A 13,869-nucleotide genomic window follows, 5' to 3' on the forward strand; every position below is an offset into this window, starting at 1 on the left:
AGACGAAAAATCACGAACCACATGAAACTCTGACAAATCATCACAAGTATTCCCTAGCCCCTAGCCCCTAGCCCCTAGCCCCTAGCCCCTCCCAATCTCCCTTGGGCGTTTTTCGCTCGTCGGACTATGATAGCCGGCCCATTCACCGAACTTTGGCGGTTCCGCATGCCTGTCACTGTCTTTACCAACGGCTGTTTCGATTTGCTCCATCCGGGCCACGTCGACTTGTTGGATCGCTGTCGGGCGCTCGGAGATCGCCTGATTGTCGGAATCAACAGCGACGCCTCGGTGCAGCGGCTCAAAGGCCCGCACAAGCCGTTCATTTGTGAAGATGACCGCCGGTGGATGCTGCTGGCCCTGAAATCGGTGGACGAGGTGTTGGTGTTCGACGCGCCGACCCCGCTCGAATTGATCGAGCAAGTTCGTCCTGACGTGTTGGTCAAGGGAGGCGATTGGTCGGTCGATCGGATCGTTGGGGCCGAGTTCGTGCAATCGTACGGTGGCCGCGTGCTGTCTCTCGATTTGCTGCCCGGCCATTCGTCGAGCACGCTGGCGATCGAAATCGCGCGCAAGGTGCAACAGTCGCAATGCCCGACCGGATCCTGATCGTCAAACTCAGCTCGCTCGGCGACGTGCTTCACGCGCTGCCGGCCGGCCAGGCGCTGCGCCAGCGCTTTCCCCACGCGCATATTGGTTGGGCGGTCGAACGGTCGCATGCCGGCTTGCTGCGCGGCCAGAGCTGGCTCGACGAAACAATCGTCTGGGATCGCGGCCAGCGTGGCGGCCTGCTCGACTTTGTCCGCCGCCTGCGCTGTGGAAGTTGGGATCTTGCCATCGATTTGCAAGGCTTGTTCCGCAGCGGACTGATCACCTGGCTCAGCGGCGCTCCACGGCGGCTGGGCGCCGCCCAGGCGCGTGAAGGCGCTCCTTGGTTCTACACCGAGACGGTTTCCCATCGCACGCTCGATTGTCACGCTGTCGAGCGTGCGCTTGAGCTGATCGCACCACTTGGCGCGACGTGCGAACTGGCGCCACTGGTACGCCCGTATCTCGACTTCGCTCAGCCCACGTTGCATACTCCTGGGCCGCGCTTGTTTCCGCTTTGGCCGGCGGCTGAAGATGTAGTGGCTGTCGAGCGTTGGCTGGCCGCCTCCGGTGTTGACTTGGCGCGCGAGCAACTGGTGGCGATCAATCCCCATTGCCGGCGTGCCGCGAATCTTTGGCCGGCGGCGAAGTTCGTAGCGCTGGTCCAACAACTGGCAAAACTGCCGAATGTTCGCGTGGCGTTGGTCGGCGGTGCGCCATCCCGAGCGCTTTGCGATCAGATCGAGCGCGATGCCAGCGTGCCCGTCCTGCGGGCCGACGGCCAGTTCAGTCTGTTGGGCTCGGCCGAGCTTTTCGCCCGGGCCAGCGTCGTCGTCACCGGCGACACCGGACCGATGCACATCGCCGCGGCGGTCGGCGTGCCGATTGTCGCCTTGCTGGGCGCGACCGCGCCGGCGCGAACCGGTCCCTATGCCTCGAACGCCACGGTGATTCGCAAGCGGCTGGACTGTGCGCCGTGTCTGGCCAAGCAATGCCGACTGGGCCAAAATCCGCCGCCGTGCATGGACTTGATCGAAGTCCGCGAGGTGGTCGATGCGGTGGTTGAGCGAATGCAGGCCGCGCCAGTTGCCGATGAAGTATCGCAGGCTGATGACTTGCCCGCCGGCGTCGCGTGTTGGCGCGGTGCGAGCGCTCTCAATGCCCGAACGCCATTCAGGAAGTCGGCATGAATGCCGACACGCCACAGGCTGAGTCGCTAACCCAAGGCGGCCGACAACAGCGGCGCGTTTGGCTGGTCGGGCTCGTAGTAGCCGCCGCCTTGTCGACCTGGTGGGCCGCGTCGCTGCGAATGCCGTGCGGACCCGCGGCGGGGCATGAGTTCAGCGGGGCGTCCGCAGTCGTCGCCGTGCCGGCCGAGAAGAGTGTTTTCCGCCTGACGACATTCAACATTCACGGCGGTCGCGGGCCAAACGCTCCGGTCGACTTGAACCTGACGGCTGCGGTTTTGGCCGATCAGGATTTCGTTGGTTTGAACGAAGTGCGCGGTCCTTGGCTGTGGCAGTCGGAAGATCAGTCTGAGTTGCTAGGTCGGCAGCTTTCACTGGCGTGGCTATTCGCACCAGCAGAAGAGCGTTATTGGCACTATCGGTTCGGCAACGGCGTTCTGTCCAAGCTGCCGGTGCGCGATTGGCAACGTATCCCGCTGCCAAGTCCGTGGAGCGACGGCTATCGGAATGCTGTTCGGCTGGCGCTCGACGTGCATAGCACGACGCTCAACGTCGTCGTAACCCATCTGACGCGCAGCGACGACCGCGAGCGGCATGTTCAACTCGAAGCTGTCGGCGATTTGTTCCTGTCGCTGGCTGAGCCGGCGGTCTTGATGGGAGACTTGAACACGACTCGCGACGATCCGGCGCTGCAAAAATTGCTCACGCGGCCAGGAGTGGTCGACGCGTTGGGCGATCTGCCTGCTGGCCGGTCGCAGGGACGGATCGATTGGATTCTCACCCGAGGGTTGAATGTCGCAGGCGCTGGCGTCAAAGAGACCGCGGCTAGCGATCACCCCATGTTTTGGATCGAATGCGAGATGCCGGCGAGAATCTTGAAAGACGCCAAGGAATAAAAGCCCCAGGGCTTCAAGGCTGATCGCGCGCGACGCGGTGCGAATCACGAGCAGCAGCGCTCATTCGCGAACTTCGCTCAGCTCGTCAAGTAACGTGTTCGTTTCATGAAAAGCTGGCAGCTCGACCAGCTCGGCTCCGGCCCGCAGTTCCTCGAACAAATCGCGCAGCCAATGTGCTTCGAGCCACTGGGCCAGCCAGCGGGCGCGTTGCTCGGCAAAGCGAGTTTGCAGGCGGAGGAATAGCCTCCCCCAGGCTTGCTTCATCCCCTGCCCCGACAGACTCACCAGCGCCTCGCCCCCCACGGTCACGCCACTGGTAATGGCCGCGTCGGCCGCCCATTGGGTGGCCGTGTGCCCGGCGGCTTGCACCGCGGCCTGGTGGACCACGTCGGCGGCCAGAAACCCGCCGCCGACAGCCAGCGAAATCGTGATGGCCGGACGGGCTACCCCGGCGGCCACATCGATCGAGCGGAGCCAGCTCCGCGCGCGAGGATTCTCCTGCTGCCACGTCTCTAACTCATGACGCAGGAACTGGCGATACTCATCATCGATCTCGGGGAGTTGCTCGTAGGCCGTGCGAAGTTCCTCGATCAATGCCACCCGCGAATGACCGGCCAGTAATGCTTGCAACCTTGGGCGCAAGATGTCATTGCCGACGTTTGCCAGCCGCTCAAGCTGCGCGATCACTGCTTCCACGGTCTCGACTACGGCCAATCGCTCGTCCTGATGAAACTCGGCAATCGGATCGCGGGCCTCGCCGGCGATTTGTCGCCAGGCAGCTTGCGCCGGCCAGACCAGCCAATTGCCCATCGTACGATACGCCCCGTGGACCGAGCGCAGCCAGCCGGCGCGTTGCGCATCCCACCAGGCGACAATCTCATCGACCAACAGCGACGTCGGTACGGTGGGCCAGTCGAGCCTCGCCAATTCGCGCAACGACAATTCTCGACGCGCTGTGTCAAATGCCGCGGCCGTATGGCGGAACTCGTCGAGCCAACGCCGGCAGCCTTGCTCGCGATCGAGCACGCGGGTCAGCGCGCCGCGAAACGTCCGAATCTTGATCGCGTCGAAATGAAGTGCCGCCAGTTCATGACGCAAATCCCCTGGCGTCCCAACTGGCTGACGGCCATCACGGCCAACGTCATAAAACGGCAGCCGCAGCTCATTGGCCGCGGCCCGATCGTGGGGCACAACGTACACCAACTCGGGCGTAACGCCCGTCTCGCGGCAGAAGGTTTCGAGCCACAGGGGCCAATACGGGGCGTCGTCGGGGACATCGCACTGGTTGAAGATCACGATCACCGGCTTGTCGGCGGCCGCGGCGCGGCGGAAGAACTGTTTGACAGCGGCGTCGTTGTACTTTTGCTGAGTCAACACGGCCAGCAGCACATCGGCCGACTGGCGAATGGCATCGGCGCGTTGCCAATTGACCGGTGCGTCGGAGTCGACGTCGGGCGTGTCGAGCAGCAACAGCCGGGGGGGCACGTTCCGGCCAGCGCGCCAGAAAAGCAAGTTGGCGTCCTCGGTTCCCAGCGAGTCGTCGGCCGATTGCCACCGCCGGAGCGTAAAGTCGGTGAAGACCTGGCCGAGCGTCAGTTCGTCGTCAAACCCAGGAGGCGTCAAACAAACCGGGTGCCTCGTGCCGGCGGCCAGGGGGCTGACGGCGCTGGCGTTCTCGCCCGCCAGCAGGTTAAAGATCAGGCTCTTGCCGATGTTCGTGCCGCCGACGGCTGCCACGACCAACCACGGCTGGGCGGTCGCCTGGGGCAGCAGCTTGCGTTCGAGCAGCTCGAACCATTCCTGACCAGCGGGGCCGGCGATGCCACGTGCATTCCCCGCCGGGGCGAGCGATCGGAGCAGGCCATGAAGCCGCTGGAGCTTCGCGGCCCAGGTCTGGAAGTCGATGCTCATGTCGCCCGCGGAACGATGCTTGCCCAGTGGATTCGGCGCGCGAAGATGCGGCGCGGTTTGATGGGGCTAGTATAACGAGGAGGGCGGCATGATTCGACCGCGCTCGTGGCGGAGCGTCGGCCAATTTGACATCAAAAATGGCGCGCAGCACGTCCCCGCAGTGCATATAATTCAGCTTTCACCCGCCCGGCGGCGAGTCTGCTTGATTCCTCGATGCGCCGCGCATTGATATCACCACGCTTTACCGCGCTCAAGGATTGGCTATGCAGCGAACGCTTGTTTGGTTCCTTGGTTTGCTTGCCACTGGGTTGGCGATTGCGGAGCAAGCGCACGCCGCGCCGGCCGATCGCCCCAACGTGATTGTGATCCTGTGTGACGATCTGGGCTACGGAGACCTGGGCTGCTATGGACAAGAGAAGTATCACACGCCGCGGATCGATCAACTGGCCAAAGACGGCGCGCGGCTGACGCACTTTTATAGTTGCTGCCCGTTTTGTGCTCCGTCGCGCGCGGCCTTGCAGACGGGGCGCTACCAATTCCGCACCGGCCTGGTCGACAACCCCGCACCCGACGCCGGCCCCAAGGCCGACGAGCTGGGCATTGGCGACGATGAAATCACCGTGGCCGACTTGCTGCAGTCGGCCGGCTATCACACCGCCTGTGTCGGCAAATGGCACTTGGGGCACAAGCCAAAGTTCCACCCGCTGAAACATGGCTATGACGAATACTATGGCATCATGTACAGCAACGACATGCACCCGGTGCAGATGTACGACGGCAATGTCCGCGTCCAGTCAGTGGTGATGCAAGCCGCGTTGACCAAGGCCTACACCGAGCGCGCTCTGAAGATCATTGACCGGCACCAGCGCGAGCCGTTCTTTTTGTTGTTGTCGCATGCCATGCCCCACAAGCCGCTGGCCCCTTCGGCGCGATTCTACGGCAGGAGTGGCGGCGGTTTGTACGGCGACGTGATGACCGAGCTCGATTGGAGCGTCGGCGCGATCGTCGACAAGCTCAAGGATCTCGAGCTCAGCGAAAAGACTTTGATTCTCTTTACCAGTGACAACGGTCCCTGGTACGGCGGCAGCACGGGCGGTCTGCGCGGCATGAAAGGACAAACCTGGGAAGGGGGCATTCGCGTGCCGCTGATCGCCTGCTGGCCAGGCAAGATCACGGGCGAGCACGTTTCGGCCCAGATCGCGGTCATGCCCGACATTTTCAGCACAGTCCTCAAGGCGGCCGGTGTTTCCGAGCCGAGCGACCGCAAGATCGACGGCCGCGATTTGATGCCCATTCTGACTAGCAACGCCGAGCCGATCCATGACGCGGTCTTTTCGCTGAAAGGCCCCGAGTTGTGTACCGTGGTCAGCGGCAGTTGGAAACTGCACGGTCCACGGTCGGGGCCGCGCGTGCAGACGGTGATGAAGGCGAGCGAGTTGTATCGCGACCCACGGGCACCCGACGGAGTGCGCATCTTGGCGCCGCGCGAGCAGTATCACCCCAGCAATCTCCCCGGTGTGGCGACGGGGGATAGTGAAGGGGATTGGCTGCTATTCAATTTGGCCGAAGATCCGGCCGAGCAACACAACGTGGCCCGCGACAATCAAAATGTGGTCAATCGGCTCCGCAAGTTGTTCGATGAGATGCTTGCCGAGATGCCCGAGCCCATGCGCGAAGCGACGCTGAACGGGCCCAAGGCAAAGGAAGCCGAAAAGGCGAAGAGCGGCGACAAAGCCAAAGACGCCAAGCCTGCCGACGCCAAAGATGGCGAAAAGTCAGAGCCTAAGAAATAGCAGCCGTATTGGTTTGCGAGCGTGGCTTACTTCCCCAGCGCCGTCAGGATGCTGCGGCTGACCTGCTCGGCCAGGACTTTGGAACCGTCCCCCGAGAAGTGGACGTTCTTCTCAAGCTGAATCTTGCTGAGCTGCGGCAAGGCAAAGGCGTACAGGTCGTCGACCAGCAAGCCTTCCGAGCCGGTCACCCGGGCCGCGGCCGCGTTGTATTCCAGCACCTCACCCGGCACGCGCTTCACGCCGCCGACTTCCTCGGGCACTGGCGTGGTCGTACACCAAATGACCTTGGCACCGGTTTTCTTCAACCGCGCGACGATCGTCCGCAAGTTCGCTTCGTAATCTTCCAGCGAAACTTGCCGCTTGCCGTCGGGCATGTACTTCAAATCGTGCAGTCCGAAGTTGAAGTGGATCACGTCCCAGGGCTTGTCGCCGAGCCACTTGTCCAGGTTGGCCACGCCGTTGGTCGTTGGCCCGCCATTGGTGGGAATGCGATGGACGTTGGCCTTCCCCTTGAGCAGCTCGCGAGTCGGCAGGGTGTAGCCGATCGAGATCGAATCGCCGATCAACAGCACGCGCGGCAAACCAGGCTCGTCCTCGACGGGGGCCAGCGAAGGGTTCGGCGCTTTCTTCGCGGGCTGGGCCGGTGGCTGATCAGCCCCGAAGGCCAGGCAAGCGGGCAACAGGGCAACCGCAATCGACATACGAACGAAGCGAAGCGCGTGACGCATGGGAGTTTCCTTGGCGGTCGAGGGAATCAGGCGTGGAGCACGGCAAGCCAGTTAAGCGGAACCCGCTAGCATACTGGCGCGCGGCGTCAAACGCGAACTATTCTCCGGTCGTGCGCTCGCGGGGTGTGTCGCCTGCCGCGACGAGCATACCTCGGCGCGGCATTTGCAGATTGACCATTGGGGCCGGGTTCATTATGCTCGCGTCGTCTTATCTGAAAGGCCACGGAGTTGGTCTTTGCAACGTCGCCAAGGAGGCGCACGTCATGGCTAAGGATTTGATCGATTGCATGGCGGCAGGTGTGTTCGTCGAATTCCAGGATGCCGACGGACACGTTCTCGCCCAGTCAGTGTTCACCGACTGGCATTCGCGCAATGTCCCCGATCTGGGTGACGGCGTGCGCTGTCGCGCGCGGGGGGTAACATCGGGACTCGAGCAGCAATTTGCTGGCCGGGTCGTCGACCGGCACTTTGAGGTGCAGCGCGAAGATGACCGCGCTTGCGTCTGGGTGCGCCTGATCGTCAGCGTGACGCGCACACCGCCAGTGCGCCGCCGCACGTTGACCTTCTCGGCGAACTAATGCCCGATTCGCGGCATGATTTGCTGACGTAGCGCGCACGCGCGCCGGGTTGAAACTGCGCGCCAGAAAAAATTTGCCGCGCGTAATTAATGGGCGGCCGCGCTCTCGGTCGCTTCGCCGTGCTTATCTTCGTCGCGATGACCGGCGGCAATCGCCGCCTCTTCCCCCTTGGTGACCTGAAAGCCCAGATCAGCGAGCATTCGGCAATCTTCCTCGGCGGGCTGTCCCTTGGTGGTCAGGTAGTCGCCGACAAACAGTGAGTTGGCGGCATACATGCCCAGCGGTTGCAGGCTGCGCAGATGAATCTCGCGGCCCCCGGCAATCCGCAATTCGGAACTCGGGTTCGCCAGCCGGAACATGCACAGCACCTTCAGGCAATAGCGCGGGTTCAACTGATTGATCCCGGCCAGCGGCGTGCCATCGATCGGGTTCAAGAAGTTGACCGGGATCGATTCGACGTTCAAATCGCGCAGCGCGAAGGCCATTCGCACCACGTCATCGTCCGCCTCGCCCATGCCGATGATGCCGCCGGAACACAGTTCGATGCCGGCGTCGCGCACGGCCCGCAAGGTGTCGATCCGATCTTGATAGGTGTGAGTCGTGCAGATGTTGCCGTAATTGGCTTCGCTGGTGTTCAGGTTGTGATTCACCTTGTCGACGCCACAGGCCTTGAGCTCCTGCGCCTGCTCGGGCGTGAGCAGCCCCAAGCACGCGCAAATCTTCAGGCTGTATTTCTGCTTGATCTCGGGCACGACGGTGGTGATGGCCCGCATCTCGCGCTCGTTGGGACTGCGGGCCGAGATGACAATGCAGTACGTCTTGGAATCGCGCTCGGCCGCCACGCGAGCGCCGTCCATCAGCTTGTCGCGAGTCAGCAGGTTGTAGCGCGGAATCTCGGCGTCCGAGACCTTCGACTGCGAGCAGTAGCCACAATCCTCGGGGCACAGCCCGCTCTTGGCGTTCATCAGAAAATAGAACTGCACGGTATTGCCGAACCAGTGCTGGCGCACGCGATACGTCGCCGCCAGCAGGTCCATCAACTCGGCATCCGACGCCCGCAGGATCGACAGCCCCTCGTCATGCGTAATGCGATGCCCGGCCAGCACGCGGTCGGCCAGTTCGTTCCAACGAACGTGGGCCGAGGCGGGTGAGCTTTCATTCGCAGCCAGGTGCATCATCGCAAGGTCTCGCAGCAGTGCTGAGGGGGCAGATCGCGTCGTTTCAACAGAAAGATTTCGTGTCAGATCGGCTGGGGGCCGAAGTCGCGGCGCGTGAAGGGTCATTTTGCGTCCTAGGCCGTTTTTGGTCAAAGGGTCGGCCGGCGCAAATTGCGGAATTTAGGCGGCATTTCGGCCACGCCACTTGGCATTCGCCGGTGCGTCGTCGAAAATGACGGCTTGTCCGATTTCGACCATTCACCGGCCGCCTTAATGGAGGCCGCGTCCATAAGACGGAGCCCAGTTTTGATACGCAGCGGATTTGCCGAGCACGTAGTGCGGTTTGGCGCCTTGGGGCACGTCGGCCGATTTGTCGCGGCCGATGCCACGCGCTATGCCCGCGGGCGGCGCGTCATCCTCCGCACGTCGCGCGGCCTGGAACTGGGCGAGGTGCTCTCGGCGCCCGAGCCTGTTGCCGCCGTCGCGCCGAATGACGACGCAACCGATGCCCTTGAGCGCCAGGCCGACGGACAAGTGTTGCGAGCCGTCACGGTGGCCGACGAACTGTTGCAAGCCCGGCTGCTGAAGAATCGGGTCGCAGCACTCGACGCCTGCCAGTCGCGCCTCGACGCCGAGGGGATCTCAACAGTGCTACTCGACGTCGAGCATCTGTTCGACGGCCAGTCGTTAGTGTTTTATTTCCTGGGGGACGTGGACCCGCGGGTCGAAGCCCTGACCACGGAGCTGGCCTCGGCCTATGACGCGCAGGCGCAGTACAGCGCGTTTGTCGACGCGGCCACGACCGGCTGTGGACCGGGCTGCGGTACCGACGAGGCGGCCGGCTGTGGCAGTTGCAGCACGCACTGCGCCGTCTCGGCCATGTGCAGTTCGCGGAGTCATTGATCCGGTTGGCCCCGCCGGTGAATCCGGGGCGTTAGTTGACGCGAGTGTGAAATGCCGGCCACGACATGCACCCAAGCGAACCAGCAACTTGCCCAGGGTGAAGCCACCAGTCTGGCGCTGGTCGAGTCGTGCCTGGCCCAGATCGATCGGTTCGAATCAAAAGTACACGCTTGGGTCTTCGTCGATCGGGACGGCGCGCGCGAGCGCGCGGCCTTGCTCGACGCCGAGTTGGCCCAAGGAAAACGTCGCGGGCCGTTGCACGGCTTGCCGATCGCCATCAAGGACGTTGTCGACGTGGCCGGCTGGCCCACGCGCTCGGGCTCGCCAATGACCGAGGGGCATTGCGCCGAGCGCGACGCCACGCTGGCCTCGCGATTGCGCGCGGCCGGGGCGATCTTCCTGGGCAAGACGGTAACCACCGAGTGGGCCTGTTTCGACCCGCCGGTGACGCGTAATCCTTGGAACCTGGAACGAACGCCGGGCGGTTCGAGCAGCGGCTCGGCCGCGGCGGTGGCGCTGGGCATGTGCCTGGCCGCGATTGGCACCCAAACCGGCGGCTCGATCACCCGGCCTGCTAGTTACTGTGGCGTGTGTGGGCTGAAGCCGCCGCACGGCATGGTCAGCCTGGACGGTGTTACGCCGGTCAGCGCCTTGCTCGATCACGCCGGGCCAATGGCTCACTCGGTCGATGATCTTGCGCTACTGCTGAGCGTGCTCAGCGGCAAGACCTTCAATCTGCCTGCGATCGAAACCCTGAAGCCGCGCTTGATGCAGCCGGAGCCGGCCTTTTGGTTCCATGCTTCCCCCGAGGTGCGCGAAACAATTGAGCGTTCGCTGGCCGAAGCGGGGGTGAAGGAGCCGGCCAGTTTGCCGCTGCCGGCCAGCTTTGCCCAAGTTCATGTGATGCACCGGCGGATCATGGCCCGCGACGCCTCGCAAGTGCATGCGCAGTCGTTCGCGGCTCGCCGTGATCAGTTCAGCCCGCGCATTGCTGGCCTGATCGAAGAAGGCCAGCGTGTGACCGACGCCGAATACGACGAGGCCTTGAATCACCGTCGGCAGTTTGTTTCGGACATGCGGAGCATGCTGTCGGCCTGCGATGCGCTGTTGACGCCGGCCACGGTAACCACCGCGCCGGGCATCGACACCACCGGCGACCCGTGGTTCAATTCCCCGTGGAGCCACGCGGGCGTGCCGACCGTGTCGATTCCGTGCGGCTTGGCCGACGACGGCCTGCCCGTGGCCATGCAACTGGTCGGCCATCCGCAACGCCTTGATGCCTTAATTAACGCCGGACGTACGCTGCAAGCTCGCCTGGCTCCGCTTCCGTTCCCGCCACTTAACTGAAGCTTAGGGGTTTCACCCCCTGGGTTCCTTCCGAAAGTAAGATCTCGCCATGATGAAACAGTTCTCTGCCGCTGTTGCTTTCTCACTGGTTGCACTTGCCGGCCTGCGCGGCGCCGAAAAGGCCGACGCAACGATTGCGGCGTCTGACCCGCGGCGGCCGGCGGCGATTGCGACCGAGAACGTCCCGCGCGTTCCGGCCGAAATTTTCGAGCGACTGATCCAGTACCAGAGCATCCGGGCGGCTGGCTTCGGTGGTTGGAACCCGACGGGCGAGGGGATGATCATCCATACCCGATTCGGCAACAGTGTGCAGGTACACTACGTGCGCGAGCCCGGCAGCCGCCGCGAACAACTGACGTTCATGGATGAACCGGTGCGCGGCGAGCTTATTCCTGGCGTGCGCGACGGGGCGTTGTTGCTCACCTATAGCCGTGGTGGCAGCGAAAACGACCAGGTGATGTTGTTGGATCGCGCCAATTGGCGCAGCGTCGAGTTGACCGACGGCAAGAGCCGGAACCTGCTGGGGCCGGTGCGACGTGATGGTTCGCAAATGATCGTTCACAGCAACCAGCGCAACGGCCGCGATGTCGATATCTACGTCGCCAATCCGCGCGAGCCGGGTTCGATGAAGCTGCTGTTCTCGCGACCCGGCGAGTATTGGTCGGCGCGCGATTGGTCCCCCGACGGGACGCAATTGCTCGTGTCGCGGTATGTCTCGATCAACGAATCGTATCCGGCGCTGCTCGACGCCGAGTCGGGCAAGCTGGAACCTTTGCCTTTGCCGGTCGAAGGGGCCGCGGCGGTCGGGGCGATGGCCTATGGCGTTGACGGGCGTTACGCCTATCTGACCTGTGATTCGCGTGGCGAGTTCTTGCAGCTCTATCGCCTGGAACTGGCGACGAAGAAGTACGAGTTGCTGACCGAGGACATTTCTTGGGATGTCGCCGACATTGCCATCGACAAGCACTCGGAACGTGTCGCGTTCACGGTCAACGAAAACGGCGCCGGGCGCGTATACGTGCTCGAAGGGAAGGAGCGTCGCCGGCTGGAACTACCGCTGGGAACGGTCGGCAGCCTGGAGTTCTCGCCCAAGGGAGAGCAGCTCGGGCTGACGATTTCGCGAGCCGACGCGCCGGCCGAGGCCTATTCGGTCGGACTCAGCGACGGTGCGCTGACGCGCTGGACCTACAGCGAAACCGGCGGGCTGCGCCCCGACAGCTTTGTCCAGCCGCAGGCGATTCGCTTTACCAGCTTTGACGGCAAGAAGATCCCGGCGTATGTCTTCAAGCCGAAGTCGGCAAAAAATGACGCGGCGGGCAAAGCTGCGAAGCCGGCCAAGCGTCCGGTGCTGATCAGCATTCACGGCGGTCCCGAGTCGCAATACCGGCCCGACTTCTCGCCAATCACCCAGTTCTATGTCAACCAGTTGGGCGTCTGCTATATCGCGCCCAATGTCCGCGGCTCGTCGGGCTATGGCAAGTCGTACCTGAAGCTCGATAACGCCATGCTCCGCGAAGATTCGGTCAAGGACATCGGCGGCCTGCTCGATTGGATTGCCGCGCAGCCTGACTTGGACAAGGATCGCGTGGCGGTGATGGGGGGCTCGTACGGCGGGTTTATGACGCTGGCCAGTCTGGTCCGCTTTGGCGATCGGTTCCGCGCCGGGATCGACGTGGTGGGCATCGCCAATTTCATCACCTTTTTGGAACAAACCAGTCCCTACCGTCAAGACCTGCGCCGCGCCGAGTACGGCGACGAGCGACAATCGGAAACGCGTGAGTTCTTCACCCGGGTCAGCCCGGCGCTGAACGCCGACAAGATCAAGAGCGCGCTGCTGGTGATTCACGGGCGGAACGATCCGCGCGTGCCGTTCGCCGAGGCCCAGCAAATTGCCGACCGCGTTCGCGGCACGGGGCGCACGGTCTGGACCGTGTACGCCGACAACGAAGGGCATGGCTTCGCCAAACGCGACAACCGCGACTATCAAACGGCCGTGGAAGTGCTGTTTTTGCAGCAGAATCTGTTGCCGGCCAAGTAATCGACACCGCTGTTGAGATCGAAGCTCGATAAGTGTTGAGACCGGTTCTCGCGCCGCGAAATCATTCGGCGCTGGCCCCTGGACTTGGGCCGCCTGGGGGCCATAGAATCGTCGGCGCAGTTTACCTTTGAAACTATTCTTGGCAAACGCCAGGCTTCACCACTACCGCGGAGACATCATGCAAGGGAATCAACAAGTCATCGACGCTTTGAACGGCGCGCTGACCATCGAACTGACCGCCATCAACCAGTACTACATCCAAGGCAAGATGTGCATCAACTGGGGATTGGTGAAGCTCGGCAAGAAACATGTCTCGGAATCGATCGGCGAAATGAGGCACGCCGACAAGATCATCGACCGCATTCTGTTCCTGGAAGGGGTGCCCGAGATCGCTCGTTACGACGTGATCCGCGCCGGCACCAACGTCAAGGATCAATTCGAGGCTGACTTGGCGCTCGAGACGCGCGGCGTCAAAGCGTACAACGAACTGGCGAATTTATGTGCGCAAGTCAAAGATCATGCTACGCGCGATATGGTCGATACGATCCTGACCGAGTCGGAAGAGCACGTCGACTGGCTCGAGACCCAGTTGGGCCTGATCGACCAAGTGGGAATGCAGAACTATTTGCAATCGCAGATGGGCGAGCACGACCTGGAAGGGCACTAAGCCGCTCGCTTAGTGGAGATAACACCAGGCGAAATAGAGTTCAAAGGGTTTTTTCACCGCAAAGACGCAAAGATCGCAA

At 62.8% G+C, this 13,869-nt stretch carries 12 protein-coding genes; 9 read left to right on the forward strand and 3 right to left on the reverse strand.

The genetic code is table 11. The features are described 5' to 3' along the window. Positions 1–126: 126 nt before the first annotated feature. From JSS27_16495 to JSS27_16505, 3 genes are read left to right on the forward strand one after another with little or no spacing between them, the layout of a single operon-like run. On the forward strand, positions 127–606 hold the full coding sequence (locus JSS27_16495) for an adenylyltransferase/cytidyltransferase family protein (protein ID MBS0210545.1): 480 nt from the start codon (positions 127–129) through the stop codon (positions 604–606). Continuing rightward, entirely contained in the window at positions 588–1,775 is a 1,188-nt protein-coding gene (locus tag JSS27_16500; protein MBS0210546.1) for a glycosyltransferase family 9 protein, read from the forward strand. Before JSS27_16495 ends, JSS27_16500 begins: the two co-directional genes overlap by 19 nt. After that, complete coding sequence (locus JSS27_16505) at positions 1,772–2,668, forward strand: endonuclease/exonuclease/phosphatase family protein (protein ID MBS0210547.1); 897 nt, start codon at positions 1,772–1,774, stop codon at positions 2,666–2,668. Before JSS27_16500 ends, JSS27_16505 begins: the two co-directional genes overlap by 4 nt. 60 nt (positions 2,669–2,728) lie before the next feature. On the opposite strand, the gene JSS27_16510 is transcribed toward JSS27_16505, so the two are convergent. After that, on the reverse strand, positions 2,729–4,579 hold the full coding sequence (locus JSS27_16510; protein MBS0210548.1) for a 50S ribosome-binding GTPase: 1,851 nt from the start codon (positions 4,577–4,579) through the stop codon (positions 2,729–2,731). Positions 4,580–4,842: 263 nt separating this feature from the next. Here JSS27_16510 and JSS27_16515 point away from each other — a divergent pair, with 263 nt between their 5' ends. Next, entirely contained in the window at positions 4,843–6,372 is a 1,530-nt protein-coding gene (locus JSS27_16515; GenBank protein ID MBS0210549.1) for a sulfatase-like hydrolase/transferase, read from the forward strand. Positions 6,373–6,398: 26 nt separating this feature from the next. Here JSS27_16515 and JSS27_16520 read toward each other — a convergent pair whose 3' ends face one another. Further along, positions 6,399–7,100, reverse strand: a complete 702-nt coding sequence (locus tag JSS27_16520) for an SGNH/GDSL hydrolase family protein (GenBank protein MBS0210550.1) — start codon at positions 7,098–7,100, stop codon at positions 6,399–6,401. 263 nt (positions 7,101–7,363) lie between these two features. Between JSS27_16520 and JSS27_16525 the strand changes: the two genes are divergently transcribed. After that, entirely contained in the window at positions 7,364–7,678 is a 315-nt protein-coding gene (locus JSS27_16525) for a hypothetical protein (protein MBS0210551.1), read from the forward strand. A gap of 86 nt (positions 7,679–7,764) precedes the next feature. Here JSS27_16525 and bioB read toward each other — a convergent pair whose 3' ends face one another. Then, positions 7,765–8,853, reverse strand: a complete 1,089-nt coding sequence (gene bioB, locus JSS27_16530; protein ID MBS0210552.1) for a biotin synthase BioB — start codon at positions 8,851–8,853, stop codon at positions 7,765–7,767. 288 nt (positions 8,854–9,141) lie between these two features. Between bioB and JSS27_16535 the strand changes: the two genes are divergently transcribed. From JSS27_16535 to bfr, 4 genes are all read left to right on the forward strand, one after another. Beyond that, on the forward strand, positions 9,142–9,738 hold the full coding sequence (locus JSS27_16535; GenBank protein ID MBS0210553.1) for a hypothetical protein: 597 nt from the start codon (positions 9,142–9,144) through the stop codon (positions 9,736–9,738). 51 nt (positions 9,739–9,789) lie between these two features. Continuing rightward, a complete protein-coding gene (locus tag JSS27_16540) occupies positions 9,790–11,085 on the forward strand; it encodes an amidase (protein MBS0210554.1) in 1,296 nt (431 codons plus the stop codon). A gap of 52 nt (positions 11,086–11,137) precedes the next feature. Next, positions 11,138–13,123 carry a S9 family peptidase gene (locus JSS27_16545; GenBank protein ID MBS0210555.1) on the forward strand — a complete coding sequence of 662 codons (1,986 nt, stop codon included), beginning with the start codon at positions 11,138–11,140 and terminating at the stop codon, positions 13,121–13,123. Positions 13,124–13,301: 178 nt separating this feature from the next. Beyond that, positions 13,302–13,790 (forward strand): bacterioferritin, encoded by a 489-nt coding sequence (gene bfr, locus JSS27_16550; protein MBS0210556.1) that lies wholly within the window; start codon positions 13,302–13,304, stop codon positions 13,788–13,790. Positions 13,791–13,869 lie beyond the last annotated feature (79 nt).

The organism is Planctomycetota bacterium, assembly GCA_018242585.1.
GTDB lineage: Bacteria > Planctomycetota > Planctomycetia > Pirellulales > PNKZ01 > JAFEBQ01.

Bases quoted from the DNA above. Each gene is read 5' to 3' on its own strand.
- JSS27_16520 (MBS0210550.1), bottom strand. From the start codon at position 7,100: ATGCGTCACGCGCTTCGCTTCGTTCGTATGTCGATTGCGGTTGCCCTG.
- JSS27_16505 (MBS0210547.1), top strand. From the start codon at position 1,772: ATGAATGCCGACACGCCACAGGCTGAGTCGCTAACCCAAGGCGGCCGA.
- JSS27_16515 (MBS0210549.1), top strand. From the start codon at position 4,843: ATGCAGCGAACGCTTGTTTGGTTCCTTGGTTTGCTTGCCACTGGGTTG.
- JSS27_16525 (MBS0210551.1), top strand. From the start codon at position 7,364: ATGGCTAAGGATTTGATCGATTGCATGGCGGCAGGTGTGTTCGTCGAA.
- bfr (MBS0210556.1), top strand. From the start codon at position 13,302: ATGCAAGGGAATCAACAAGTCATCGACGCTTTGAACGGCGCGCTGACC.
- JSS27_16495 (MBS0210545.1), top strand. From the start codon at position 127: ATGATAGCCGGCCCATTCACCGAACTTTGGCGGTTCCGCATGCCTGTC.
- JSS27_16510 (MBS0210548.1), bottom strand. From the start codon at position 4,579: ATGAGCATCGACTTCCAGACCTGGGCCGCGAAGCTCCAGCGGCTTCAT.
- JSS27_16540 (MBS0210554.1), top strand. From the start codon at position 9,790: ATGCCGGCCACGACATGCACCCAAGCGAACCAGCAACTTGCCCAGGGT.
- JSS27_16545 (MBS0210555.1), top strand. From the start codon at position 11,138: ATGAAACAGTTCTCTGCCGCTGTTGCTTTCTCACTGGTTGCACTTGCC.
- JSS27_16500 (MBS0210546.1), top strand. From the start codon at position 588: ATGCCCGACCGGATCCTGATCGTCAAACTCAGCTCGCTCGGCGACGTG.
- bioB (MBS0210552.1), bottom strand. From the start codon at position 8,853: ATGCACCTGGCTGCGAATGAAAGCTCACCCGCCTCGGCCCACGTTCGT.